This is a genomic window from Paenibacillus sp. J22R232, assembly GCF_056269165.1.
This window is the reverse complement of the sequence record NZ_JBWDNK010000006.1, coordinates 1-25,533: the sequence shown is the minus strand read 5'-3', so window position 1 is coordinate 25,533 and position 25,533 is coordinate 1. Positions and strand designations below refer to the sequence as shown.

24 protein-coding genes are annotated in these 25,533 nt (G+C 47.8%); 16 read left to right on the top strand and 8 right to left on the bottom strand.

Annotated elements, in window-relative coordinates:
- Window positions 1-14 precede the first annotated feature (14 nt).
- The 5 genes from AC0YN3_RS19155 to AC0YN3_RS19135 all read left to right on the top strand — a co-directional run bounded on the left by AC0YN3_RS19155 (window position 15) and on the right by AC0YN3_RS19135 (window position 7,092).
- On the top strand, window positions 15-1,871 hold the full coding sequence (locus AC0YN3_RS19155) for a sensor histidine kinase (protein WP_475776572.1): 1,857 nt from the start codon (window positions 15-17) through the stop codon (window positions 1,869-1,871).
- 21 nt (window positions 1,872-1,892) lie between these two features.
- Entirely contained in the window at window positions 1,893-3,275 is a 1,383-nt protein-coding gene (locus tag AC0YN3_RS19150) for an ABC transporter substrate-binding protein (RefSeq protein WP_475776571.1), read from the top strand.
- Window positions 3,276-3,562: 287 nt separating this feature from the next.
- Window positions 3,563-5,182: an ABC transporter substrate-binding protein gene (locus AC0YN3_RS19145; RefSeq protein WP_475776570.1), complete on the top strand. Its 1,620-nt coding sequence runs from the start codon at window positions 3,563-3,565 to the stop codon at window positions 5,180-5,182.
- A 78-nt stretch (window positions 5,183-5,260) separates the two neighbouring features.
- The gene (locus tag AC0YN3_RS19140) at window positions 5,261-6,172 is read left to right on the top strand and encodes an ABC transporter permease (RefSeq protein WP_475776569.1); all 912 of its coding nucleotides are present in this window, start codon (window positions 5,261-5,263) and stop codon (window positions 6,170-6,172) included.
- Between the two features lie 26 nt (window positions 6,173-6,198).
- The gene (locus tag AC0YN3_RS19135) at window positions 6,199-7,092 is read left to right on the top strand and encodes a carbohydrate ABC transporter permease (RefSeq protein WP_475776568.1); all 894 of its coding nucleotides are present in this window, start codon (window positions 6,199-6,201) and stop codon (window positions 7,090-7,092) included.
- Window positions 7,093-7,190: 98 nt separating this feature from the next.
- On the opposite strand, the gene AC0YN3_RS19130 is transcribed toward AC0YN3_RS19135, so the two are convergent.
- The gene (locus AC0YN3_RS19130; protein ID WP_475776567.1) at window positions 7,191-7,955 is read right to left on the bottom strand and encodes an AraC family transcriptional regulator; all 765 of its coding nucleotides are present in this window, start codon (window positions 7,953-7,955) and stop codon (window positions 7,191-7,193) included.
- Window positions 7,956-8,096: 141 nt separating this feature from the next.
- On the opposite strand from AC0YN3_RS19130, the gene AC0YN3_RS19125 reads away from it, so the two are divergent.
- The 3 genes from AC0YN3_RS19125 (at window position 8,097) to AC0YN3_RS19115 (ending at window position 11,464) form a co-directional block, all read left to right on the top strand.
- Window positions 8,097-9,023: a nucleoside hydrolase gene (locus AC0YN3_RS19125; protein WP_475776566.1), complete on the top strand. Its 927-nt coding sequence runs from the start codon at window positions 8,097-8,099 to the stop codon at window positions 9,021-9,023.
- Window positions 9,024-9,181: 158 nt separating this feature from the next.
- Complete coding sequence (locus AC0YN3_RS19120) at window positions 9,182-10,213, top strand: ROK family transcriptional regulator (protein WP_475776565.1); 1,032 nt, start codon at window positions 9,182-9,184, stop codon at window positions 10,211-10,213.
- Between the two features lie 27 nt (window positions 10,214-10,240).
- The gene (locus tag AC0YN3_RS19115) at window positions 10,241-11,464 is read left to right on the top strand and encodes an MFS transporter (RefSeq protein WP_475776564.1); all 1,224 of its coding nucleotides are present in this window, start codon (window positions 10,241-10,243) and stop codon (window positions 11,462-11,464) included.
- Window positions 11,465-11,478: 14 nt separating this feature from the next.
- Here the strand turns inward: AC0YN3_RS19115 and AC0YN3_RS19110 are convergent, their stop codons facing one another.
- On the bottom strand, window positions 11,479-12,324 hold the full coding sequence (locus AC0YN3_RS19110; protein ID WP_475776563.1) for an AraC family transcriptional regulator: 846 nt from the start codon (window positions 12,322-12,324) through the stop codon (window positions 11,479-11,481).
- A gap of 178 nt (window positions 12,325-12,502) precedes the next feature.
- Between AC0YN3_RS19110 and AC0YN3_RS19105 the strand changes: the two genes are divergently transcribed.
- A complete protein-coding gene (locus AC0YN3_RS19105) occupies window positions 12,503-13,633 on the top strand; it encodes a glycoside hydrolase family 88 protein (protein ID WP_475776562.1) in 1,131 nt (376 codons plus the stop codon).
- A 91-nt stretch (window positions 13,634-13,724) separates the two neighbouring features.
- Here AC0YN3_RS19105 and AC0YN3_RS19100 read toward each other — a convergent pair whose 3' ends face one another.
- A complete protein-coding gene (locus AC0YN3_RS19100) occupies window positions 13,725-14,603 on the bottom strand; it encodes a helix-turn-helix domain-containing protein (protein ID WP_475776561.1) in 879 nt (292 codons plus the stop codon).
- Window positions 14,604-14,748: 145 nt separating this feature from the next.
- Here AC0YN3_RS19100 and AC0YN3_RS19095 point away from each other — a divergent pair, with 145 nt between their 5' ends.
- From AC0YN3_RS19095 to AC0YN3_RS19085, 3 genes are all read left to right on the top strand, one after another.
- Window positions 14,749-16,647 (top strand): beta-L-arabinofuranosidase domain-containing protein, encoded by a 1,899-nt coding sequence (locus tag AC0YN3_RS19095; protein WP_475776560.1) that lies wholly within the window; start codon window positions 14,749-14,751, stop codon window positions 16,645-16,647.
- 106 nt (window positions 16,648-16,753) lie between these two features.
- Entirely contained in the window at window positions 16,754-17,530 is a 777-nt protein-coding gene (locus AC0YN3_RS19090; RefSeq protein ID WP_475776559.1) for an Imm51 family immunity protein, read from the top strand.
- A gap of 348 nt (window positions 17,531-17,878) precedes the next feature.
- Window positions 17,879-18,151, top strand: coding sequence for a DUF2277 domain-containing protein (locus AC0YN3_RS19085; RefSeq protein ID WP_475776558.1), 273 nt, complete (start codon window positions 17,879-17,881; stop codon window positions 18,149-18,151).
- Window positions 18,152-18,213: 62 nt separating this feature from the next.
- On the opposite strand, the gene AC0YN3_RS19080 is transcribed toward AC0YN3_RS19085, so the two are convergent.
- Complete coding sequence (locus AC0YN3_RS19080) at window positions 18,214-19,074, bottom strand: arylamine N-acetyltransferase family protein (RefSeq protein ID WP_475776557.1); 861 nt, start codon at window positions 19,072-19,074, stop codon at window positions 18,214-18,216.
- A 264-nt stretch (window positions 19,075-19,338) separates the two neighbouring features.
- Complete coding sequence (locus AC0YN3_RS19075) at window positions 19,339-20,139, bottom strand: polysaccharide deacetylase family protein (RefSeq protein ID WP_475776793.1); 801 nt, start codon at window positions 20,137-20,139, stop codon at window positions 19,339-19,341.
- 289 nt (window positions 20,140-20,428) lie between these two features.
- On the opposite strand from AC0YN3_RS19075, the gene AC0YN3_RS19070 reads away from it, so the two are divergent.
- Window positions 20,429-20,782, top strand: a complete 354-nt coding sequence (locus AC0YN3_RS19070; RefSeq protein ID WP_475776556.1) for a hypothetical protein — start codon at window positions 20,429-20,431, stop codon at window positions 20,780-20,782.
- A 28-nt stretch (window positions 20,783-20,810) separates the two neighbouring features.
- Window positions 20,811-21,104, top strand: a complete 294-nt coding sequence (locus AC0YN3_RS19065) for a hypothetical protein (protein WP_475776555.1) — start codon at window positions 20,811-20,813, stop codon at window positions 21,102-21,104.
- Here the strand turns inward: AC0YN3_RS19065 and AC0YN3_RS19060 are convergent.
- The gene (locus AC0YN3_RS19060) at window positions 21,091-21,627 is read right to left on the bottom strand and encodes a hypothetical protein (RefSeq protein WP_475776554.1); all 537 of its coding nucleotides are present in this window, start codon (window positions 21,625-21,627) and stop codon (window positions 21,091-21,093) included. The genes AC0YN3_RS19065 and AC0YN3_RS19060 overlap by 14 nt on opposite strands.
- Window positions 21,628-21,639: 12 nt before the next feature.
- Entirely contained in the window at window positions 21,640-22,071 is a 432-nt protein-coding gene (locus AC0YN3_RS19055; RefSeq protein WP_475776553.1) for a hypothetical protein, read from the bottom strand.
- A 469-nt stretch (window positions 22,072-22,540) separates the two neighbouring features.
- Here AC0YN3_RS19055 and mobA point away from each other — a divergent pair, with 469 nt between their 5' ends.
- Window positions 22,541-23,143, top strand: coding sequence for a molybdenum cofactor guanylyltransferase (gene mobA / locus AC0YN3_RS19050; protein WP_475776552.1), 603 nt, complete (start codon window positions 22,541-22,543; stop codon window positions 23,141-23,143).
- Between the two features lie 91 nt (window positions 23,144-23,234).
- On the top strand, window positions 23,235-23,777 hold the full coding sequence (locus AC0YN3_RS19045) for a hemerythrin domain-containing protein (RefSeq protein WP_475776551.1): 543 nt from the start codon (window positions 23,235-23,237) through the stop codon (window positions 23,775-23,777).
- A 224-nt stretch (window positions 23,778-24,001) separates the two neighbouring features.
- On the opposite strand, the gene AC0YN3_RS19040 is transcribed toward AC0YN3_RS19045, so the two are convergent.
- Entirely contained in the window at window positions 24,002-24,679 is a 678-nt protein-coding gene (locus AC0YN3_RS19040) for a Crp/Fnr family transcriptional regulator (RefSeq protein WP_475776792.1), read from the bottom strand.
- Window positions 24,680-25,533 lie beyond the last annotated feature (854 nt).

The window sequence follows — 25,533 nt, the reverse complement described above, 5'->3', positions numbered from 1 at the left end:
AAGAGGCCAAACCGATGCGCATCCTGGGAAAAATGGCAGATATGGCTGCCAATGCAAAATTTCGAATCAAGCTGCTGGTCTCTTATTTCTTGCTGGTAAGCTTTATCATCCTCATTCTAGGCTTTGCCTATTATCAAATTAGTGCCAGAAATATGCTGTCGAACGTGAAAGAGAGCCTAGGCAACGTCGTTATTAACAATAATCAGCTGCTTGATGAGAAGCTGCAGTCGATTCGGGACAAAAGCGAAATGCTCCCCATCGACAATGAGCTGTATCGCGTCATTACCGAGACAGATGCGACGGACAATGAGTCGCTGCTGAAGGCAGACCGCAAAATTACGCAAATTTTATTCAAATATTTTGGCGGCGATATGGATATTTACGCTTCATTTATAGTGACTCCATCCTATAATTTCGGGAACACGGCAAGAATGTTCGTCATGCCTGACGGTTTTTTGGCATCCTCTTTGTATCGCAAGTCAATTGAAGGGAAGGGGAATCTCGTCTGGATTCCAACGTATCGCTATGCCGAAACGCTCGGTGAAAAGGATATGTCCGGCTTGAATTTCGAGTTCAATAAGCTCGCTTCCGCGGTAAAGCAGCTCAAGCTCACCTTTGTCGACGAGAAGGGGATCTTTCACTCGCTGCCGGACACGATCCCCGAGCCGGTGCTCATGGTTAATTTGACGACGGATTATATCGGGCGATTATTCGCTGACTACGCGCAGCATAGCGAGTACCGTCATTTGGCCTACGGAATCGTAGATGAAGGAGGGGCGGTAGTCATCCATTCGGACGAGGCGCTAATCGCGAAACATAATCCGCCTGTCTGGTTGGAAGAAGCCGCGGATAGGAACAATGGCAGCATACAGAAGGTCATTGACGGCAAACCGGTCGTCATTAGCTTTAGCCGCATGGAGAGCACGGGTTGGATGTCCTATATCGAAATTCCGGTAGAGGACGCCTTGCAGGATTTGAATGCGCTGCGCAGGTATTCGACTTTGTTTCTAATCATCATGCTTATCGTTTCGATTATTCTGGCTTACGCCATGTCCGTGTTCATCACGAAGCCGATCAGTCGGATGAAGAAGGCCATGAAGCTGATGGAGCGGGGTAATTTCCATATCCATATACCCGAGCATGGCCGTGACGAATTCGGCCATTTGATCCGTACGTTCAATCATATGAATGGCCGGATAGAGACGCTAATCGAGGAGAACTATGCTTCAAGGCTACGGGAGAAGGAAGCTGAGCTTATGGCACTGAATTTGCAGCTCAATCCCCATTTCCTATATAACACGCTTACGACGTTATACTGGATTGCTGTCGAGAACAATCAGCAGGAGATGAGCTTGATCATCCATAATCTGGCCGATATGCTTCAGACCTCGACAAGAAACAAAAAGGAAACGTGGCCGCTTCGAACGGATTTGGACTGGCTCAACAAATATATATACATCATGTCCAGCCGCTTCGAGAATGTGTTTCATGTGCAAATCGATGTGGCAGAGGAGCTTATGGACATGGAAGTCCCGAAGCTGTTTCTGCAGCCGTTTGTCGAGAATGCGATTATCCATGGCCTTGCGGAGAAAGAAGAGGACGGAACGATCGTGATTAATGGCTGGTCGGATAGCCTGATGGTTTATTTCTCCGTTGAGGATAATGGGTGCGGGATGGATAAAGCGCTTATCGACCAGTTAAAGACTGGCAAGATGAATTCGACGGGCATGCCGAATGTGGATAAAAGAATTAAGCTGCTGTATGGCAGCGAGTATGGCGTTGACATACATTCCAGTGAAGACGGCGGTACGACTGTTCATATTCGCATGGGCTTGATTGCCAGCAGGCGTGACATGGTGGAAATAAAGTGAGCGGAGAGGAGGGGCTAACGGATGAACCGAACGAGGAGCGGATTGTCTTTTATGCTGTTCCTATGCGCAATATTATTGTTAGCGGGCTGCAGTGAAAGCGGTGCGGATTCGTCCGGCGCTGATCTACGTGACAAATCGGCTGAACGGAACAAAGATAAAGTCGTGTTAACGTATGCTTCTTGGGGCTCCCCTAACGAGAAGCAAGCCAAGGAGCGGATGATCGAGAAATTTATGGAGCGATATCCTTGGATTACGATTCAGTACATGTATGAGCCCGGCGATTATACGACAAAGCTTACGACGATGTATGCGAGCAACAAAGCGCCCGACGTTTTTATGATGTACAAGCATACCGCGCTGCAGTGGGCGGAGCAAGGCAAGTTCTATAATCTGAAAAGCTTCCTGGAGGAGGATGCGGAGATCAATGAGGAAACCCTTATTCCGAACGCGGTCATGTATTGGGATGAGGGAAAGGTTGCAGGCATCAAAGTTGCGGAGGAGGCATTCGCTCTTTATTACAATGCCGACCTTTTTAATGAAGCGGGGGTAGAGCTGCCTCCGGCCAAATCAGAGCATGCATGGTCGTGGGACCAGTTTCTAGAGGCGGCGAAGAAGCTGACATTGGACCGAAATGGGCGCAACGCGCTTAGTCCGGAGTTCGATGCTGCGCATATTGTCCAGTTTGGCGTGCGATTCAACACATGGATGTGGCATTTAATGGTGCCTTCCAACAATACGAGCGTGATCACCCCTGACGGAAGCCGCATGAATCTCGATGATCCGGCTGTCATTGATGCCGTGCAGAAGCTAGCCGACCTTATTTATGTCCATCATGTTTCGCCTTCGCCGGTGCAAGAGAAGAATCTGCCGCAGCCTGCGCTTGCGCTTCAGAGCAGAAAGGTCGCCATGGACCTTGACGGTCAATGGGTGCAGCTCGATCTCGGAGCGGCAGGCGTCAACTTCGGGGTCGGCGTGCTGCCTAAGCTGAAGTCGAGCAAAACGGTGCAATTCGGGGAGCCTCTGGTGATGTCCGCTACGACGAAGCATCCGAAGGAAGCATGGCTGTTCTACAAATGGCAGCTGGATTCCGCGAATTCCATCGATTTGCATGCCAGCGGCCTATGGATGCCGCTGCTTAAGGATTACTACGAGAAGCCTGAATTAATCGCACGCTGGGCGGACGTGAAGCCTGGCCATCCGAGCGGCTATCAAGATGCAGTCATGCGGCAGACGATCGAGAATGGAGTCAACTCTTACGACTTCTATCTCAAAAACAACGAATATATTACCGCGATTCTAAATCCGGCGTTAGACCAAGTGTGGCTGGGCAAGAAAAGCGTGAAGGAAGCTTTCGAGAGCGTAGCCGCGAAGATCGACGCCGCTTTCAAAGGCACGTACCCGTAATGAGAGCTAGACGTAAGGCCTTCGGCTGTTGCCGGAGGCCTTTTCTGTATGTTCAACGAAAACAACGGTCATGCCGTCATAAGGATGTACCTAATGATAGTCACCCAAATCCAATGATATTACGTATTGTTCGTTATGAAAACGCTTGCTAACATTAGGGCTGTCAGGAGCTGCAGCGAAAGACAAGCGATAGACAAGCACATTAAGCCAGTGAGCTGGCAACGTGCCATAGAGATTGCATAGCGTATTGTAAGTGATATCAGAAAAGAAAAGGGAGTCGATGTCGAATGAAAAAATCGTTGAACCTCGTTCTGACAGCATGCTTATGTACTTCACTGCTTATAGCAGGTTGCAGCAGCAACAACAATAATCAAGCATCCCCGAATGCCGGCACTAATCAAGGAGGTTCCAGTGGGGAGAAGGTAAAGCTAACCGCGATTATAACCAAGCATCCTTTAACGAAACCGCTCGCCGAGATGGAATGGCTGCAAAAAGCGGAGGATGCCGCAGGTGTAGATATTGAGTGGCAGGAAATTACAGCGGATTGGGCTCAGAAAAAAGGAACAATGCTCGCAAGCGGTGATACGCCGGATCTGTTTGTCGGACCCAATGTAATTACGGATGCCGATTTCGCTCAGTTCCAAGGATTGTTTCAAGATCTGACGGAGCTGGTTGCAGGTGCGCCAAACGTGCAGGGCATGTTCGATACGAAGCCGGAGACAAAGGTCATTGCGACGCAGCCGGACGGCAAGATATACGGGCTGCCGAAATACCAAAGATTCTGGCCGGCATCCGCCACTCGGCAATTTATTAATCAGACGTGGCTGGACAATCTGGGTCTGAGCATGCCTACGACATGGGATGAGCTCTATAACGTTTTAGTTGCCTTCAAAGAGAAGGACGCGAATGGCAACGGAGACGCGAGCGATGAAATTCCAATGGACTGGCCAGGCGGTATCGGCGGCTTCTTTAACCCGGCTGTCCTGCTTGGAGGCTTAGGCATTACCTTAACGGACGGAAGCGGGCAAGGCTATTTCGTAGAAGATGGCCAAGTGAAAAACTTTTTGACCGATGAGCGCTACAAAAAAATGGTCGTATTCCTTGGCAAGCTCTATAAAGCGGGATTGATCAATCCAGAGGTCTTTACCCATGATTATACGAAGTTCCAGTCGGTTGCCCGCGGCGAAGGCGACAATGCGAAGGTTGGCTTTACATGGGGCTGGGTGGCGTCTGACCGATTCGGTGAGCAGCTGGCGCCGCAATATGCATCGATGTCCCCGCTTAAGGAATCGGCTGGATTCTCCGGCAAAGTATCGTGGAGCTACGATTTCGATACGCTGAATTACGGGGTAAATCAAATCGTCATGTCAGCGAAAACGAAAAACAAAGAAGCGGCTATGCGGTTTATTAACGAGCTGTACAAAGAAGAAGTAAGCATGCAGGTGCTATTCGGTTCAATCGGAACGAATATTAAGGACAACGGAGACGGCTCTTATAGCGTGCTGCCGCCAGCCGATTCCAAAATGGATCCAGGCACATGGAAATGGACCTCTACATGGGCCGATAACGGAGCGCTGTATCTTCCGGATACCCTTAATTTGACGCTTGGAAAGGATATGCAGGAGGTGCTCGTTCAGTCAGAGCCTCTGAAGGACGCCTTGACGGTTGATACGGAGAAGGATGTGTTCCCGAACATGTTCATCAAATACACAACGGCAGATAATAACACGATGAGCCTAAGCAATACGAATATTATGAACCTCGCGAACACGAGTTTTGCCAAATGGGTAACCAAAGGCGGCGTCGAAGCAGAGTGGGAGCAATATGTGAATCAAAGCAAAAAAGCGGGCTTAGACCAAAATCTCGAAATCATGCAAAAATATTATGATGAGTATATGAGCAAATAATAGGCTGCGCATGAAAGGGAGCTATGCCGCTCACAAGCAGGGCATAGCTTCTTTTTATAAGAGAAAGGGGGAATTCCTATGGGCACAAGGACGGTCTTCAATGCCTTCAAACGTGATTTTCAATTGTGGGTGATGATTTTCCCGGCTATAGCAGCCATTATCATTTTCAACTACATCCCTATGTACGGCATTCAGCTTGCGTTCCGGGATTTCGACTTCAGCAAGGGGCTTACGGGCGGGGAATGGCGCGGATTATTTTATTTCAAGCAGTTTATCGAGAGCTTCCTGTTCGCCGATCTGATGACCAATACGTTTCTAATCAGCTTCACAGCTATCATTATCGGATTTCCTGCTCCGATTATATTGGCGCTCGTTCTGAATCAAATCCGCAGAAAAAAATTTAAAACCTTGATGCAGACCACTGTTTATTTGCCTCACTTCATCTCGATTATCGTACTGGTGGGTATGATGAATGTCCTGCTCTCGCCGGAAACGGGCATTGTCGGATATTTCATGAAATCTATCGGTTTTGGGGATATCAATTTATTAGCCTCCACCTCGACCTTCATCCCTGTCAATATCGTGTCCGATATTTGGCAGCACTGCGGCTGGAACAGCATTATCTACTTAGCGGCCCTATCTACAGTAGACCCGCAGCTATATGATTCAGCCAAGATGGATGGCGCAAGCAGATGGCAGACGATCCGATATATTGATTTTCCGGCGTTGATTCCGACGATCGTCATTTTGTTCATTCTCAGCATGGGGAACATACTCAGCACGGGCTTTGAAAAAATATTTTTGATGCAAAATTCATTAAACCTGCCCGTTTCAGAGGTTATCGCCACGTATGTGTACAAAATCGGGATTGTCTCCAACCAGTTCAGCTATGCTTCGGCTATCGGCTTGTTTAACACGCTGATTAATTTTATTTTCTTATTTGCGATGAATGCAATCGCCAAAAAAGCTTCCAATACGAGCTTATTCTAAGCAGGCTGCAAGGAGGAGTGGTAGGTATGGTGCGAAACCGTGTCAGCGGTAGTGAATGGGTCTTCCGGCTTGTATTGTTCGTCATATGCGCCGGCATTTTTCTGGCGATCGTATATCCGCTTTATTTCATCATTATCGCCTCAATCAGTGATTCAACGCTTGTTTCGACCGGGAAGGTATTGTTCCTGCCGCGGAACATTAGCTTTTTCGGCTACGACCAAATATTCCAGGATAACCGGATCTGGAATGGTTACCGAAATACGGTATTCTACACGTTCGCAGGCACGCTCGTGAATTTACTCGTTACCCTTCCCGCAGCGTACGTGCTGTCCAGACGTGAATTCCGGGCTAGACGGATCATCATGCTCGTATTTGTCATTACGATGTTTTTCAACGGAGGCTTAATTCCAACGTATCTATTGATGAAGGATTTGCATATGACGAATACGATTTGGATGTTTATTTTACCTTTTTGCGTCAACGTGTTTTATCTTATTATTGCACGAACGTTTTTTGAGTCATCTTTGCCCTCGGAATTGTATGAGGCTGCGGCAATCGACGGCTGCTCGCATTTCGGATTTTTCATCAAAATCGCGCTGCCTTTGTCCAAAGCATTGATTTCCGTAGTCGGGCTCTACTACTTGGTTGGCCATTGGAATGATTTCTTCACCGGTTTGATCTATATTCGGGACAATAATCTCCAGCCGCTGCAAATCATTCTAAGAGACATTCTGCTGTCCAACCAAGTATTCCAGAATGGTGCCGGGTCGGGCGGGAACGCAGGCGGCTATGCGCAGAAATACGCGGACCAGATCAAGTACGGCGTCATTATCGTATCAACCTTGCCAATATTGATGCTTTATCCTTTCTTGCAGAAGTATTTCGAGAAAGGGGTCATGATCGGCTCGGTCAAAGGCTGATTGATCCCGCTGCCCTTCTCATGGCGCACGAATAGCTGATACCAGGTAAGCTCGGTATCGGCTTTTCGCCATTCCGCAAGAAAATGAATGGGATGAGCTTACGCTCTAATAACGCCAGCTAAGGTTTGCTCTCTATAGCTCTTAGGCGTTAGCCGGGTTTCCCGCTTGAATAAGCTACAGAACTGCGCGTCCGTTGAAAAACCGCATTCCATCGCGATGGTAGATATTTGCAACCGCGTTTGCTGGAGCATCGATTGGGCCTGCTCGATCCTTCGCTGCAAAATATACTGGCTTGGAGAGAGTCCGACCTTGCTTTTGAATAAATGACGAAAGCGGTCATAGCTATAGCCGGATTGATCCGCCAAAGCCTGAAAGTCGATTTTGTGCATGTAGTACTCGTCGATATAGGTTTTGGCGAATTGAACAATGCTTGCGCGGCTGTCTGTTTCCTGAGCGGGCTGGGCTCGCAACAGCTCTACATAGAGATGCGAAATGCGAGAATCCAGCATCTGCTTGTAATAGGGCTGCTTGTCGCGAAGCTCGTTTGCCATGGCATGCATCTGCGCGAAGACGAGCCTCGCCGGCGAATCTTGATAGATTCCTTCGGTTAGTGAGGGGTACAGCCGACTGCTGAAACCAGCGAAGAGGACCTTCGCTAGTACTTGGTGTCGTTCATCATGCAGCGTGCGCGGCGCAATAATGGCGTAGTCTCCCGCTTTGAAGGTGTAATCAGATTGACCAATTCGGGTCGTTCCCTGTCCGCTTACGTAATAGACAAGCTCATAGCTTTGATGGTTGTGCAGCGCGATATACTCATGCTTAGCTCGCGTTTCCTGATAGAAGAAGTCCAATGTAGCGGACATCGATGCAACTCCTTTCAATATAGCCAATTCGTGATATAGGATAACCGATTAATGCTACAGAAAGTAGAGGGATACTTATAGAATGATTGTAGTATAGCATGCTTGAAAAACCAATTCATTATATAGACGGAGGAATTCATTATGGAAATCATTTATCCAGCAATGACAGACGGGGAGCGGGTCCGCAAGCTTGAACCACCGGCTGGCCAGATTAAAATGGTGCTCGATACGGACACGTTTAATGAAATTGATGATCAATTCGCGGTTATCTATGCACTGCTCTCGCCGGAGAGAATCGAGCTTCAGGCGCTTTATGCCGCTCCTTTCCATAATGATCTGTCAACGGGACCGAAGGACGGAATGGAGAAAAGCTATGAGGAAATAATCCGAATTCTGAAGCTGATGGATCGGGAAGATGTCCCGGTTTACCGGGGATCGGAGAGTTATTTGGCAGCGCCGCATACTCCTGTCAACAGCGAGGCAGCCAATAATCTGGTAGAGCGTGCAATGGCATGCGATCCAGCACATCCCTTGTACGTTGTCGGAATCGGAGCGATCACGAATATTGCCAGTGCAATCCTTCTGGAGCCGCGCATCATAGAGCGAATCGTTGTGGTGTGGCTCGGCGGCCATGCGATCGATTGGCATGATACCCGTGAATTTAATCTTGAGCAGGACCTGCATGCGTCCAGGGTGATATTGGACAGCGGCGTTCCGCTCATGCTGATTCCTTGCATGGGCGTTGCATCCAATCTTAGAACCACCCTGTCGGAGGTTCGGGACTACGTGCTGCCTTCTGGCGCTATCGGCGCTTATCTTTATGAGACTTACAAAAACTGCAAGGATGATCATTTTGCCTACTCCAGAGTGATTTGGGACATCTCGGTTATCGCTTGGCTTGATCAATCCAATACGGTTCCATCGAGGCTTATTCCGAGCCCAAGAATATCCGCAGACTGTCGCTGGAGCATCGATTCCACCCGGCATTTGATTCGCTGCGCAAGCTATATCGACCGCGATGCTGTATTTCATGATTTATTTACGAAGCTGAAAATAGCCTCAAACTGAAGCTTAGCAAGCAGGCATTAAGCGAATACGGATATTGTGCACCTAGCAGCAGATTGTACAGCAGTTAAATGACTTTTCATTTGCTGAGCAATCTGCTATTATCAACTAGACTTATTAAACGAATTTAATAAGTGGCTTGCAGGGAGGATGTGATTGATTTGAGCGATCGGATTTCATCGGCGAAAGAGATGAAGAAAGTCATTCTGCACAATATCCGTGAAGCGCTGCTTATGCTTGGCAGCGCAACGAAAGCCGAGCTCAGCCATAGATTGGGCATTAGCTTTCCTACCGTATCCAAATTTTTAAGCGAGATGGACAAAGAGGGCGAGCTGCTTATCGTAGGGCTTGATCATTCAAGCGGCGGGCGTAGAGCGAATCGCTATGCGTATAATCCCGAGCATATGCTCGGACTTGCCGTTTTTTTGGAAAAAACAGAAATGAATTATTGGCTATTTAATTGCTTGGGCGAAGTGAAGGAGACGGGCAGCTCCCATGCTGCCATCGCGGATGACGTTCAAAGCCTAGCTAGCAATATCGAAGCGATCCTTGCTAAATATCCGAAGGTCAAATCGATTGCCATCGGCGTGCCAGGCTCGGTAAACAGCGGACGGATTATTCATATTCCGAGCTATGGGCACTTTCATGATTTTGATTTGAAAGGATACTTGGAGACGCGCTTCTCCATGCCAGTTGTAGTAGAGAATGACATGAACGCAGCCGTTCTGGGCTATAACGTTCATCAAGCGGGTAAAGGCCAGAAGTCGTTCATTTACTTGTATTTCGGACAGAATGGACCTGGTGCGGGCATCATCATTAACGGGCAGGTGCTGAGAGGCAGCACTTTTTTCTCCGGAGAGGTTTCTTACGTGCCGCAATATGATGGTATGAATTTTGGGGAGGCATTGAACATAGGAGAGGCTAGCAGGCGTTCAGACTCCGCCGAGCATGACAGGTTGGATGCCATTAGCCGGCTGGTCGCTTCATTCACTGCTATCATTAACCCGCATGCGATTATTTTTTGCAAGGATGAAATGAACGATTCCGCGATCGCCCAGATCGCCTCGAGGAGTGCTACTTATGCGCCGCAAGAGCATCTCCCTATGCTTGTGATAAGCGATTGGAAGCAAGATTATTTGTTCGGATTGCAGAGGCTGGGGCTTGATCTCATGCTCGCGGGAGAGACAATCTAATGAGCAGCTTGGATAGGAGCAAACAACATGGCAACATTCTTTTTGATCATCATTTATTTGGCTTTTATCAGCTTAGGCTTGCCTGATTCATTGCTCGGAACGGCATGGCCTGTCATGCAAAAGGATTTTGACGCGCAGCTTGAGACCGCAGGCTTGCTCTATATGACGATAGCTGCCGGCACGATTGTATCCAGCTTGGCAAGCGGTGCCGTTCTGAAGCGGTTCGGGACAGGTAAAGTTACTCTTGTCAGCTGCATCATGACTGCCGTCGCGCTGCTTGGCTTCGGCTTGTCGCCTTCATTGATATGGTTAGTCATATGCGCCATTCCGCTTGGACTCGGGGGAGGTTCGGTAGACGCGGGTTTGAATCATTATGTCGCTGAGCACTACAAAGCGCATCATATGAGCTGGCTGCATTGCTTTTGGGGCGTAGGAGCAACGCTCGGTCCTATCGTCATGTCTCGGTTTATGACGGGTCAAAACGTTTGGAGGGATGGTTATCTGACCGTTGCCGCCATTCAGTTCGGACTAGTAATCTTGCTTTTCGTAACGCTGCCTTTATGGAAAAAGGCAGCCGTCAGCCAGCACAAGGATAAGCAAGCCGAACGCGAAGACACGCAATCGGAAGCCGCAGACGTTAGCAAACATCCCGTAAATCCTATTCGTATCAAGGGCGTTAAATTGGCGCTCGCGTCCTTTTTGTTCTATTGCGGCGTGGAAGCAACGATGGGGCTATGGGGGAGCAGCTTTCTCGTGAACGTAAAGGAATTGCCAGCAGCAACCGCCGCGCAATGGGTATCCTTGTTTTATGCAGGCATTACGGTTGGAAGGTTTATAAGCGGGTTTATTACGTTCAAGGTAAACAACCGTATGCTTATTCGCACGGGTCAATTAACAGCACTAGCCGGCGCAGTGCTCATGCTGCTGCCGCTCCCGCCTGTATTCTCGCTAGCAGGTTTTATGCTTGTAGGGTTCGGGCTCGCGCCGATCTATCCGTGCATGCTGCATGAAACGCCGGTACGCTTCGGGAAGAGCCACGCTCAGACCATCATGGGCTACCAAATGGCGGTTGCCTATACGGGAAGCACGATTATGCCGCCTTTTCTCGGCTTTCTTGCAGCCTCGTCAACCATCGGCGTGTTCCCGGTCTTTCTCGTCCTATCTGCAGGGGCTATGCTCCTGTTCTCGGAAAAGTTGAATGCCTTTTTGAAAAGCAAACCTAATCAAAATCAAGTTTCGGTTAAGCATTAGTCCTAAACTGCGGCTTATTGACCATAATTCGCAGGGGAGACGCCTGTTATGCGTTTGAAGGCGCGGTAGAAATTGGAATAGTCTTGGAAGCCGGCCATGCTGCATACTTCGGTTGGCGGAACGGAAAGCTTCAGCAGTTCAATAGCCTTGGTGATACGCTTCTGGATGACGTATTGCTTGAAGCTGCAGCCGGTTATTTTTTTGAATTGGTGCGAGAAGTAGTACCGATTGACAAAAAAAGCATGCTCAATATGTTGCAGCGTCAGCGAGCCATAGAGATTGTCATGGATATAGGCAATGATTTGTTCGATCTTGGCATTGACGTTGCCTTCAAGCTCGAAGCTATCGATATGGGAAGCAATCATATGATTGATCTTGACTAACAGGCGTATGAAGCTTAATTCAATGAGCAGGCTGCTTTCGGGCAATTGGCTGCGATGAAGCTCCTCGATATCCATGAAATGGGCAGCTAATTGGGCTTGCTCGACTAAAGGACCAGGCAAGCGATTAAAGCTGCCTGGTTTTTTGCGATCGAAATATTGGAGAAGGGAGTACCCCTCCTGAATATAGTGACTGCAGAAATCAGGCTTGAAAAAGATAATAATCCGCTCATAGCTGGAGTCAGAGGTGAAATAAGGCCTATGCATTTCCATATTGTTAATAATGAGCAAGTCTCCGGGATTAAGCGGGTAGCTTTGATCTTCAACCTGATAAACGACGCTGCCCGATATTAAATAATAGATTTCGTAAACATTTTGCATATATGTTGAATGCTGATCGTCATGCGGATAACGGGTGAGTGAATGCAAATAGGTGAAGGAGCCGTGATGAAGGTTGATGTGAGTTAGAATTTCGTTCATCGCAAAGTCTCCTGTTCTCGATGGTGAAAAATTTTTCGCTAAACTTAAAATCAAAAAACAAATTATGCAATGTTTATCGCAAGAAACGCCATATCGACTGCCCTGCGTTCAAATTATACTAATCTTGTGTACAAGTCAATGATCGTTTTCATTACTTAAGGTGACGGGGGAGATAGGAATGGGAAACATCTTACAGGAGAATCAGAGCTTTATTCAGCATACGTGGGAGAAAATCGAAGCTAAGCTAGCCAAAACCTCTAAGCAAATCAAGGATGGCATGCCTTACACGACGCGCGATGGCCATTATGACGATTGGCAGGATCATGCATCGTGGTGGACCAACACGTTCTGGACAGGAATACTATGGCATATGTACGCGGAAACCAAAGACGATGCGTACAAGCAGTACGCGCAAAGCATTGAAGAAAAGATGGATGAAGTGCTGCACGGCTATGACGAGCTGCATCATGACGTGGGATTTATGTGGTTATTGTCGAGTGTCATGAACAATGAGCTGACTGGGGACGAGAAAGCGAGAAAGCGAGCGATGCTTGCTGCAAACGTACTGTCTGCCAGAGCGAATATTGCCGGAGGTTATATTCGCGCATGGAACGGAGACAATGGAGGCTGGGCGATTATTGACTGCATGATGAATATTCCGCTGCTCTTCTGGGCAAGCGAGCAGAGCAGCGATGCAAGATTCAAGCATATTGGCATCATGCATGCCGACAAAACATTAAAGGATTTCGTCCGTGAAGACGGATCGGTTAATCATATCGTCATATTCGACGAGAATAACGGCGAAGTGCTGGATACGCCGAGGGGACAGGGATACGAGAGCGGATCCTCTTGGTCAAGAGGACAAAGCTGGGCGATCTATGGCTTCGTGCAGGCTTACCATTGGACGAAGAAACCGGAATACTTGCATGCCGCCAAGCGAATCGCCCATTATGCCTTGTCATCGCTGGCTTTAACCGGCTATGTGCCTCCTTGCGATTATAGGCAGCCCGCATGGCCTGCGAAGCTTGACAGCAGCGCAGGTGCAATCATGGCCTGCGGATTGATCGAAATTGCCCACGCGGTGCCGGATTCGGAAAAAAATCTGTATTTGCAATCGGCGCTCCTTATGTTGAAGGCGCTGGATGAGAAATGCGCGGTGTGGGATGATTCGGACGCATGCCTGTTGACCGATGGGACATCTGCTTATTTTGACGGTGATTTCCAGAGGGCGTCCGTTCAGAACGGAGCATTGATCTATGGCGATTATTATTTCGTTGAAGCAATCCGCAAGCTGAAGAAAGAATTATAAATCGGATCCTTTGAATGAAATGCCCGTGTGGCGATGCATATAGCATTGGGCCGCGCGGGCATTTTTTACTGCTGTACATGCAATGCAAGCACTACGTTCTATAAAGGCTGCGCATATAAGCAGAGGGCGATTCACCTACGACCTTTTTAAACACGCGACTGAAATAGTAGGGATTGCTGTAGCCCAGCCGTTCACTGATCTCGGAAACATTGTGCGAGGTGTTGCGCATCCAATCTATGGCCTTGCCTATACGGAGCCTGGCATGCGCATCTACAATCGTTTGGCCTGTCTGTGCTTTAAATGCAGAGGAAAGATAGCTATAGTTGAGGTTCATATGGCCGGCAAGGCGCGTAGAATCAAAATCCTGCTCGCAATGCTCCATCAAATAAGCCATGACACGCTTGGAAATCGTTTCAGAGCTACCCGATTTTCTTTCCTTCCCGTTGCTTTGCAGCGCGAGCTCCTTCTGCAGGTCCAGAAATAACTGAAATACCCGGATGCTAATTTGAGTCATTCCGTGTTCCGTTGGTATCGCGTAATCTGCGGCTAACGCTTTCAATCGATGCTCCATTGCGGAATGAAAGGCAGAAACGCCGTATTTGGGCATCGGGATCAAGTATTTGTAATGATCCAGCTGGTAATAGTCAATTTCGGGGAGCGGCATATGCTCGCGGTAGTCGCCGTTGCGATCAAACGGAATATGAAAGTGAATCCAAAGCCATGTGGTCCCCGGCGAAGTGGCGGGAAGTCCCCAATGATGCTTTCCTGATTTGAGAAATAAATGCTCATTCGCGCGTACCTGATATTCTTTTCCCTCCTCGATGACCTGCATGCAGCCCTGCAAGACAAATAGAAAAACATCGAAATCCGCGATTCGGTTAGGGTGCGTATAGACGGTATCGGTTCTATTCATTCCGATGTCTCTGACGAGAGGGAGTCGGTCTGCGCACAAGTATACATTATAATCCATAGCAATCAACTCCGCCCATTCAAGTTGGGTTATGATGCAGCCATTACATGAAAAAAAGATATGTTTTCTGTGGTTTCGTGCATTTTACCTTGTATCCATTCATTATATGATAACCTCATTAAACAAAAAAAGGGGAGGTTATAAGATGGAAAGGTATGCATTTCATGAATTTGAAGCCGGAAGCAGCCGATTATCTTCCGGCCCGCTGCAAGCTCGGTTTCAGTTGAACAAAAACTATGTGATGAGCTTGACTAACGAAAACCTGCTGCGCAGCTTTTATCTAGAGGCTGGCTTATGGAGCTATAGCGGAAACGGGGGAACGACTAGCGCGACCACAACGAGCTTGGAGGGACCGGATAGCTGGCATTGGGGCTGGGAATCGCCAACCTGCGAGCTGCGTGGGCATATCATGGGTCACTGGTTATCAGCCGCAGCCCGAATTTTTAAGCAAACGGGTGACAGCATGGTTAAGGTAAAAGCTGATTATATTGTCGCCGAGCTTGCAAGATGCCAAGAAGCGGTAGGCACGGGATTTTTAGCGGCTTTCCCAGAAACCTATATGCATCGGATCATGAACGGCAAATGGGTATGGGCACCCCACTATACAGTCCATAAGCTGTTAATGGGTCTAAGCGAGATGCATGTCCTCACCGGGAATGGGCAAGCATTGAAAATGATGGTTGATATGGCAGCGTGGTTTCATCGCTGGACAGGCACATTTTCCCGAACGCAAATGGATGATTTGCTAGACCAGGAGACAGGCGGGATGCTTGAGACTTGGGCTGATCTTTATGAGTTAACCAAGGATCAGAAGCACCGTGAGTTAATTGAGCGGTATGATCGGCGCCGGTTTTTCAATGCGCTTCTGTCTGGCGAGGATGTCGTGACCAATAAGCATGCGAATACGCAAATTCCTGAAATATTAGGTGCTGCAAAGGCTTGGGAGGTAACAGGCGAGTCCCGGTACCGTCAAATCGTTGAAGCCTTCTGGAAAATTGCGGTTGACGACCGCGGGTACCTTGCAACAGGAGCGGGTGACGATGCGGAGCTTTGGATGCCGAGAGGCGAGATGGCAAGAATGGGCGTAGGCCAAGAACATTGCGTAAATTACAATATGATGCGTCTCGCGCATGTTCTGCTTCGCTGGACCGGTGATCCAGCTTACGCTGATTATTGGGAAAGAAGATTTCTGAACGGCGTCCTTGCTCATCAGCATAGCGAAACAGGCATGATATCGTATTTTCTTGGCATCGGAGCAGGGAGCAAAAAAAAATGGGGCTCCCCGACGCAGCATTTCTGGTGCTGTCATGGTACGCTGCTGCAGGCAAATGCCGCTTATCAAGAACAAATCTATTTGCGTGATGGGGATGGAATCGCCATTATGCAGTGGATGCCGTCGACACTCCATGCAAGGATTGATGATTTCCCTGTCGCAATCGCCATGCATCAAGATGGGCAAAACGGGCTTTACCCGCTTGATGGCTGGAACGTGGCTGGAATGACGGCCATTACAAAGGTGGACATGCCGCCAATTCCGCCTCGGCGGCCGGATTGCTTTATTTACGAAATCAAGCTTTCGTTGGCATCCAGCAAGTCATTCCATTTGAAGCTGCGTTTGCCATGGTGGATGGATGGAAGTGCGATCATTGCTATAAATGGCGTTCAGCAGGAAGGGGATTGGCTTCCGTCAGCTTATGCCGAGCTTGAGCGCGAATGGTCGGATGGCGATAGCGTACGCGTTGAGATGAAGAAAAAGCTCATAGCTGTACCGCTGCCAGGCGATGCGGGCATGTACGCTTTTATGGACGGGCCAATCGTTCTTGCCGGGTTAGTGGATGAGGAAAGGCGGCTAGCCGGTCAGCCCGAGCAGGCGAGCAAGCTGCTGGTGCCGGATCGGGAACGCAATCACAGCTGGTGGAATCCGGGTTATTATCGTACGAAAGGTCAGGAGCGGGGACTGCGCTTCATTCCGTTGTACGAAATAAAGGATGAGTGCTATAGCGTCTATTTCCCGATTGAGCCTAATGGAGAGCGGATTGACTAGCTCGGGCATCCGGTGATATCGTCAGGCGTTTCTTCTTGTATATGCCTGAATTGGTGCTAATGGCTGTTTTAATTAGTCCGAGTTGCGTTTATAGTTAAGTGGGGTTTTGGAAAAAAATGATAGAAATGAGGGCAATGATTTGGAGAAGGAGCTTAAGAAGCAGCTTGATCTATGGCATAAAAAGGATAAGCACCAGAACATTATTCATACAATTTCGGACATTCCGGTGGCGGAACGGGATTATTCGCTTGTCTCATACCTCGGCAGGGCATGGAATAATTTAGACAACTATGAGGAAGCAATAGCTTGTTTTCTATCTGTGGAAGAACAGGGAGCTAGCGATCCACTCTGGCATTATCGACTGGGCTATGCGTATTATTACGGAGGCAAGCCGGAAGCAGCGGAGGCGTCTTTCGAGCAGGCTTTGAAGCTGAATCCTGAAGATCAGGACAGCCAGATGTTTCTGAGGCTGAGCCGCAATGCCGCGGGCAAGCAACCAGAGCATCTGTTTTCAGCGAATATGCCAGAGGAAGCGGGTTTTCCGGAGGAAGGAAAGCTGGCCCCTTTTCAGCTGGTTTCGCATAATAACGGCAGCATCTCGCTAATCTTAAACGTTGGCAGCTACAAAAGCGAGGTATTCGGTGCAAGGGCAGAAGAGGGCTTCGAAGGCAACGGCTATGATTGGGCTTCGCTAGCCGCTGTATTTCTGCAGGAACAGAAGCCTGAGCTGGCTGATGCCATAAAGTTTGATCCCGAAGCGGGTATGTTCGCAGCTTACACGGACAATAAAGAAGCGATGATCAGCTTCGCGCTAGCTTTTAAGGAAGCTTGCGATAACGACGCGCTAATCGGCGATTTGTTCTCGCGTGCGGAGCTGGACTGAACGAGAAGCTCCTTTGAAGCTTGAAGATAAATAGCGAAATGCAAGATGCGATCGGCTGATAGTACTCATCGGGTAAGACCGAGTGGCGAGCCATTATCGGATCTCGTAGCGTATTGCCGCAATAGAAGAGCCAGCGTCCAGCTAATGGCGGATATCTCGACGTGGGAAGTAGGCCGTTACGATGGTTTTATACGGACCTAATGATAATAAGCGCCGAAAACGCAGAGCCGCGAGCTCTGCGTTTTTAGCTTTTTTTGATAGAATGAAGGTGATTCACGTGGTTGCTAATCCTTTCACTAGCTTTTATAATTTATAAAAAACCTATTCGGATGAAGGAGGAGATAGGCTATGTGCAGAAATATCAAAACGTTATTCAACTTCGAACCGCCGGCTACGGGAGACGAGGTAGAAGCAGCCTCGCTGCAATTCGTAAGGAAGCTGTCCGGGTTTCAAGCGCCGTCCAAAGCCAATGAAGCAGCTTTCCAGCTCGCGGTTCTTGAAGTAACGGCTGCGGCACAGAAGCTATTGGATTCATTGGTCACAAACGCTGAGCCGCGCGACCGTGAAATAGAGCTTGAACGCGCCCGTATCCGAAATGCGAAAAGATTCGGCTCGGTATAAGCGTAAGCTATTACCGCAATTGCAAGGCGGGCCGCTGAATGTCGCACAGTACCCGCCACTGTTCATATGGTTTGCTTATTTTGTTTTTTCCACGTTTCATGATCCTCGCGAACCCGTTTCCATAACTCCTCTCTCTCCATGGCGTTATAGTGCGCAAGTGTCTCGCCTAGCTGCTCAGCCATGACGTCAAGCCAGAGCGATTTCTGATTTAATTCCGTCATTTGAATACCATCTTTGTCGCGTTTTCTCCAAATACATCCGCGCAGCTCATGCCCTTCCTTTTCGTTCCGGTTCCTAAGCAGGAAAATGTTATGCCACGGAGAGTTCTTCGAGGTGCTATAAAAATGATGGTTTTCTTTGAAAATTCCGATATCCTCTACGACATTTGGGTCGAAATCCACACCGACAAAGGACGCATCCCGGTCATGAGCCAAACGCCAGCCGTCTGGAGCAACGGGGGACGATTCTACTCGGTACTCATAAGGTGCTTGCCCGTATGTCCCATAAATCAGTGGCAAGGGCTCGTAAGGCATATCGCCAAGCCCGACGTCAACAATCCAGGCTTTATCCAGCAGTCTAACCAATACGCCGAGATGAAAAGAATTGATGCGCGGCTCCGTTCCAATCGGCTGCACGCCTGCCCGGTGGAGCGAAACGTCGTAGCCTAAGGCATGCAGCAGAGCGCTGAACGCCCCATTCAAATGGAAGCAATATCCACTGCGGCCTCCAATGATAAGCGCAATCGATTGCTTGACATCGATGGAAGCAGGCTTACCGCCGTAGATATCGACAGTCTGCCAGGATAAGGTTCTCACATGCGCTTTGTGAAGCTCGAATAAAAATGATGGAGTGGGAGCCTTGATGTCGGCGATACCAATCCGGTTTAAATAAGCTCGTATTTCTTGCGCAGTCAATGTAATCATATTGGGCCACCTCGCCGGATTCACTAGTTACGCCACAGCAGGTCGTTCGCTGAAGCTGGTAGGTCTAGCGTAAACGATAAGAAGGAAAGCAACAATGGGTAAAAGACTAATCTGTACCGGTACAGTTTAACGGGATTTATTGTCTTTGGTTTTGAAGGAGGACAGCTCGGCGAATGTAAGGTTCGCCAACAGGAACGAAACTGCATCATAAAAAGCCGAACAGGAAGTGACAGCCTGTTCGGCTTTTTGATAGCTTTGAATCATTCAATCGAGCTGCACGGTTTGTCCGGATGCGATCTCAACAGGCTGCCCCTCGGCAGTAATCCATACCGCTATACTGCTAGGATTGTGGACGACGGAGTTGTCCAGCGTAAACTGAAGCCTAGCGACCGCATCCATATAATCGATAATTTCAATATTTGTCGCATACCAGATGTCCGACTTGCCGCCTATCAATTGGCAAAAACGCTCAATATCCTGCCAATTTTGATCATTTTCGAATTCATAGCTATGACCCCAAACGTATAGAAGCTGAGGCATTATTTTCCATGATGGCGGAGATAAATTCAGAAAAGCTTCACCTTGCTCGAGCATTTCTTTATGATGGCAGGTTGGATGCCACGCTAAGGGCTGGTTAGGCAGGTCATAATTAACAGCTTTCTGCGTCGTGCGTGCATACCGAAAGCCGATTGTTGCTAGAATCGAAATGATTTCTTCATTATATGTACCGTATGGATAGGACATGCCGCGAACGGGATAGCGGGCAAGGCGCTCCAGCGCTCTGCGGTCGTCCATCATTTCCATGACGATCTGTTCCCTCGTGCATAAGTCAAGAAACGGATGCGTTACGCTATGGGCCGATATTTCATGACCGTTAAATAGTTGGCTAATCTCGTCAGGCGAGACAAAGCTGTCGCGACCGAGATTGCCCGAATTCAAATGAAACGTACCTTTGATCCCGTGCTTGTTGAATATTTCGACGAGCCTTCTATCATGCTCTTTGCCGTCATCATAACTCATCGTTAGCGCTTTGAATCGCCCGCCAGGAAAACAATTTAATTGCACCTTCAAGTAGGTCACCTTCTTCATTAGGATAGCCAATCGGTCTCTACACAAGGGTACTATTCTCCGTATTATTTGGTCAATGAACAAATCCATGATTATGAGAATAGCCCTAGGCAGCAGCCCTCTTAGTGACCGTTTGGATTTTCATACATATACTGGTATTTCAAGCGTAACGTAACGGATAAGCGTGCATTTTATGTAAAACAATCCGTTGTATCTCTTTTTGGGGAATTCATTCAGCCGCATGCTTCATTGATGTGAAGTATCCAAACGATAGGAGAGGTTTAACGTGGAGATTGTTACCTTTCAGCGTCTAATACAAGCAGCGCTTCTCCCAAGCAAGGATAAAATAATGCTCCCGCCCAAAAACGATGCCGAAGCGAGATGGGTCAAGAATCGCAGAATCAAAGGTGCTTGCTTGCCTTATCGGAGTGCAAAGGAATTGGGATGGACGATTTATTCTCCTATTGACGTGGAGATCCATCCCCTCCAAGAGATTCAAACCATATTTGATAAACCGGAAGAGTTCGCCAGACTCAAGCAATTGACCGATATGGATGAATGGGTTCAAAAAGACGATATTCTGCTTGGCGTCAAGCCCTCGGCTTGGCGTCAAGCCCTCGGCTTGGTACAAGGTACATGAATATGCATACGAGGATCGTTACCGTTCGATGTTCATACCGAATGGTGATGGAACGTTGGAGTGGAGATTAGGCTGGACAGTCGATGTACCCGAGGATTATCTAATTCTTATCCAACCGATAGAGATGGCTGAAGCGAAATTTATCGTACATCCCGGTCTGCTCGCAGGACCTTCCATGAAATCCGTCCAGCAGCATCTCGGTTTACCGATCGCATTTGAACCATTGCGAAAGTGCACGGTTAAACGGGGGGAGGCCTTGGCTAAATTATACGTTCTTTCTAAGTCTGTACTGGCCATACAGAGCAATGCTATACAATCGTAACGATGGTCATAGTTGCTCCTAGGTTATTTATCGTAAAGCCTGAACGATTCACCCATTGGAGAACGCTTGGTTCTCCCGCAGGAGTCGTAACGATACTCGTTCCCCCTGTTGAAGAACCCAAAGCCTGAACGGCGGAGGTAAAGCTATAAGGGATTTCTGTTCCGTTCAAGGTCAAGACGAACTGCACGGGAGCCGAGGTCGTTGTAATATTGCCAATTTCACGATTAATCAGGTAGGTTTGGCCACCTTTTAGGAATATATCGGGAGATGGCGGCGTCTGCGAGATGAAAGTCCCATTGATTTCTGGCGGGAAATTGAATGGGATTGGTTGATTATTAAGCACATCGCCGACAAATCCTCCGTCAATTGTGGCAAACTCCTCTAAGACGGGACTATTGCCTTGAGGACCTTGAGGGCCTGTTGCTCCCGCTGGGCCTCCTTGTCCGGCAGGTCCTGCTAGCCCTTGCGGTCCGGCTGGTCCTTGCGGCTCTGGTGGACCTTGGAGCGACTGTTGCAGCACCAAATTTAATTCAATCTAAATCGTTCTAATTGCTGTAGTTAACTCCTCGACGACTGCGCTTGATAATTGAAAGCTACGAATGAGGCTATCAACCTGATAATAAATCTCTTTCAGTGCAAGGCTTAGTGCAAACGGCGAGTAATCAGGAGCATTGCTTCTTGCCAAATCCAACTCAACCAAAGCTGCTTGGATAGAGATCGTTACGTTAATGGAACATAAAAAAGCGCGCAGGTTGATTAAATCATTCCGCAGCTCTTCAATTCTAGCGGCACTCAGATTAGTAATGCCCGACTGAAGCTGCCCATTCAAGGATTGCAAGATTTGAGATAAAACAATCATTTTTTGTCTCGTAATCGTTAGCCGGCGAGGTCTGCAACGCCTAACCGGACATTTGGATACCGTTTTCTTAGCTCGGGAAGCCCGTTTTTTCAGTGCTGCTTTGCCCACAGTACTCACCTCGTTATTTTTGAATGACCCGATTGCTGCAGTAGCTCAAGACAGTATATGGAAGATCCTAATGAGTACTTGGACTTATGCCATGCCAGGCGACGATTAACGTATCTATGTCTATGTTTATGACAAATGTATCTCGTGAAGAGATTGCGAAGAGGTTGTGAGATCTGCTAGGCGTAATTGGAGAGTAGTAAGCTGCGTGGCCTGCCGTTAAACCTTATAAAAACCGCCGAGTGTACAAGCTCGGCGGTTTTGCTTGTTTTTTTGAAATTTGCAGCTTGCTGCTTGGTTGGTGGTATGTTCCAAACGGGTTAAAGAGGAAGGCGTTCCGGTGATGGATGCTTTTATGTGAATGGGGAAATTCGCTTGAATTCATTTGGTTGCACGAAGTGTGACATTTTTCACTTACAAAACGCGTTCGTTTGTCTATAGTTTATTTAAACAAAATAGGGTAGGGGAAGTGATGGCGATGCTCTCGGGAGTGGTCTTGGCAGGCGGCTCGAACCGTCAAATCAATGGAGAGCTAAAGGCACTTCTTCCTTTTGGCGGACAACTATTGATTGCGTGGCAATTGGAGAGGATGCGTGAAATATGCGATGAATTAATTGTCGTAACCCATGACCCTAAGCCGTTTTTAAATATCGTGAATCGGTCTGTGCGCATTATTACCGACTTCTATGATGGTCATGGCCCTTTGGGGGGCATGCATGCAGCATTGTCTCTCGCCAAGCATGCATCCGTGTGGGTTGTAGGGTGCGACATGCCGTTCATTTCTAGCAAAGCAGCGCGGTTATTGCTGGAGAGGAAACGGAATGGTTTTGAAGCGGCCGTTCCGCGGATTGCTGGCGAAATTTATCCTTTGCACGGCATCTATGACCGAGCATGTGCCGCACGTATCATTCCGCTTCTACAGCAGGGAGAAACGCAGCTTTCAGCTTTGCTAGAGTATGTTTTCTGGATTGAGCTGGATGATCGGTATTTGGACGAGAACGGCGTTGACCTGAATTTGGTTTCCAGCATAAAAACGATTGCGGATTACGAGGCCATGCAGCGTTTAAAAGTATAGCGAGTGTGATGTAGCGCACAGGCAGCGTGAGCCCGCGCGGATATACTTAAGTGAATAAGAAAATTCAATTGGGTAATCGGAGGGATTTGAAATGGAGGTAAATGTCTTACGCAATGGTTCAGGGCTTGCATCATCTAACCCGGCAGTGCTTTCTTTTGCTACCGACCGCTTGAAGGAGGAGCACCAGCATTTGCGAAATCAATTAAAGACATTTGAATCGCATGCCAAAGAAGTCAGCCTGACTGATGATATGCATAAAGGATTGCAGCTCATAAAACAGCTTAGCCGTGATTTGATACCATTTATGCGTGAGCTGGAGCAGCATTTTGAATGGGAAAAAGCGGATTTGTTTCCGTTCCTCGTATCGTATTTCAATCGGGAGCCCGTTCCTACCATACGGCCTTCTTTATGGGTGCTCGAGAAGGATCTCCAGCTGAGTGTTTCGTTTATACATTCGTTTAACGAAGAGGTTCATGCGTTTAAGCCGGTTGCCGTCAAAAAACAGCTTGCGGAAGCCGCAGCTCATCTGGTTCAGGCTTGTTTATTGTTGAATGACCATTTCACGATGGAGGAACAGGTTATTTTCCCATTAACGGAGAAGGTACTCATGGATTTAGAATCGTTTTTTTCTTAGAAGATACGGATAAGACGTTGATCGGAACCACACAACCAAAGCTGAAGTTAATGTGAAACAAAGTCGAAGTTAGTCTGAAACAAAGCTGAAGCTAAATTAATACAAAGCCGAAGTAACAAAGCTGAAGCTAAATTAAAAAACGGATGTTAATCAAAAACAAAGCACTAATCGAGTAGGTTTAATTAGTGTACTTGCTTTCGGAACGATTGCATTGAAAAATAGGCTTACATTCTGCAGATCCCCATGGGGCAATTTTCACAATGGCATATATCGCGCAGGTAGGCAGCGTTTTTAATTACGATATAGCCATTTTGAAGCTCGAGCACCTCTTCTTTGCGCATGTCACTTAACAACCGGTTCACGTTTTCGCGAGTCGAGCCGATCATGTCAGCCAGTTCCGAATGATTGATTTTATAATCAATTAGCACATGCTCGCCGCTTGCAACGCCATAGGAGTTGCTCAACCTGATCAGCAACGAACATAGCGCGCCTGGTTTTCCGTACATCATTAGATCGCGGAATTTGGATTCGGTCATGCGATGAACGAGGCCCATCCATCTCATGAATTCGATCGCTAAATCGCCATGCTGCCATAATAGAACCTCTAGGTCTTTTCTCAAAATAACGCCTACTTCGCTATCTTCGGTAACCTCAGCGCTAAAGCTTTGAATGGAATCTTGAAAAGGGTCAATTTGGCCAAATAAATCTCCCGCTTGATGCAAATATAAGATAAAGCTTTTACCCATTTCCGACATTTTCGTGATGCGAACCCCGCCTTGCATGACAAAGAATAATTTATCCGCGGTGTCACCTTCCCTGTACAAATGTTCGCCTTTCTTTGCTTGCTTCGGGTACATGATGCTTTTTAGTTTATCGAAGTTTGCTTCCGAGAAAAAGGCCATAATGCCTGTATGACGAAGGGCATCTGCTGGATTAGATGCTGGTTTATCTTCTTGTGACGGAAATTGAATGGCCAAGTGGACCAACTCCTCAACGTTTCTTGTTACCTTAATCATAGTGGAATGAGCCGCTATTGTTTATCGGGAGTTTTACTGATCTTTTGAAATTTCTTACGAGAGTGTGATGAAAATCACAGTTAATTCCCTTATAGCATGGAGTTTCTACTAGGAGAAAACCCTGATAGGGGGATCAGGGTTTTCCCTAATTTAATGGGTGCTAGCTTAAATGGATGCTTAAACGACGAGTAGAGTGTACAAAGTGCAGCGTAGCTTGGTAGCACGTATGGCGAATAGTCTTATTGCACTCACCAATCGATTATCGCGTGTTTGGTTCTACGTAGAACGAATAGTTTTGTGGCAACTGCCAATCGATTATGGCGTGAAGCGTACGTTGCAATAAATGCAATAGAAACCTAACATGGCAGCCAACTGGCGAAGCTACGTTGTACAAAGTGCAGCAGAATCACGGATATGAGCGAATAACGGCTGGAAAAGCAGCATTCTGTTGCAGAAACTGCAGCGTAGCAAGAGAGAGGTTACATAAGCGACGAATAGAGTGTATAAAGTGCAGCGTAGCTTGGTCTCGCGTATGGTGGATAGCCCAATTGTACTCACCAATCGATTATGGCGTGTTTGGTTCTACGTAGAACGAATAGTTTTGTGGCAACTGCCAATCAATTATGGCATGAAGCGTACGTTGCAATAAATGCAATAGAAACCTAACATGGCAGCCAACTGGCGAAGCTACGTTGTACAAAGTGCAGCAGAATCACGGATATGAGCGAATAACGGCTGGA